Source organism: Bradyrhizobium sp. PRIMUS42, from assembly GCF_023006515.1.
Lineage (GTDB): Bacteria > Pseudomonadota > Alphaproteobacteria > Rhizobiales > Xanthobacteraceae > Bradyrhizobium.
This window is the reverse complement of sequence record NZ_JALBGZ010001250.1, coordinates 1-1,026: the sequence shown is the minus strand read 5'-3', so window position 1 is coordinate 1,026 and position 1,026 is coordinate 1. Positions and strand designations below refer to the sequence as shown.

The following is a 1,026-nucleotide window of genomic DNA, read 5'->3' as shown; positions in this document are numbered from 1 at the left end:
GTGCTACCTGAGCGGACGCGGCGCCGACCTGCAATGTCCCCGTGGTACCGGCCGGAAGCGCGGCGCCCTGAGCTTGCGGCGCAGCGGACTCGAGCGTGGCCAAGGTCTGGCGCAGCACCAGCAATGCCGCTTTCAGGTCGGGCATCGTGCCGGAGGGCGGTGTCGCGCCCGCGGCCAGCGAAGCCTCGAGGAACAAGCCGGATTTCTGGAATGCGGACTCGACATCGTCGCCAACGAGGCCGGGATTGAGCGGCGTCTGCTGCGCCAATACGTCCAGCACCGCCTGCTTCAAGCCTGCGGGCAGATTGCTGCCGGTGACGACGGACGCCAGATTGGCGAATAGCGGCGCCTGGCTGCCCTGCTTCGTCGCGGCCTCGGCCGAGGCCAATGTGACTGCAATCTGCTCGGTCGGCGTCAGAGCAGTGCGTGCCACATTGACCGACGGCGCAAGTGGCGGGCTCTCCACCAGCGAAGCCGCACGCGGCGTCAGCGTGATCTGATCGGTGGCAGCCTCGCCTGCCCCGCCCAATACGGCGAGGCGGATGGTGCCCTCGTTCTGCGACACGGCCAGCTGGAGATTCTGCCCGGGCGTCAGCGATACCTCCGACATCACGTCCATCGAGAGGTTGGCGATCGCAATCCGCACCAGATTGTCGGCGAGCACGCTCACCACCCTGGCATCGACGACGCTGCCGGCCTGAAGCACGAGGTCAGGCGTCGCCGCATCAGCCACGGGGCTGGCGGCACTGACGGGAACGATGGAAGTGACCGGCGTCGGCATCTCAGGGGGCCCATGGAGTGCTGGCCACACCCTAAGGCCGCCGTCGTAAACCTCTCGTTAAGGACCTTTGGCCTCTTGCGGCTTAATAGCGGCCAAAACCGCCACGGCGGCCTCGAAATCCCTGAGGCGGGTGGCCCGGCGGCTGGCTGCCTCCTCGTCCACGCCCCATTGGTCGGCGTTCCAATCCTCATCGACATGAGCGGCAGCCCAGACCTGGCCGGCGTCCCGCGCGCCATGCGCCAGAG

2 pseudogenes are annotated in these 1,026 nt (G+C 67.7%); both read right to left on the bottom strand.

Annotated elements, in window-relative coordinates:
• Positions 1-781, bottom strand: a pseudogene (locus MOV75_RS39445) (flagellar hook-length control protein FliK); the annotation flags it as partial.
• A gap of 57 nt (positions 782-838) precedes the next feature.
• A pseudogene (locus tag MOV75_RS39440) lies at positions 839-1,026 on the bottom strand (ATPase); the annotation flags it as partial.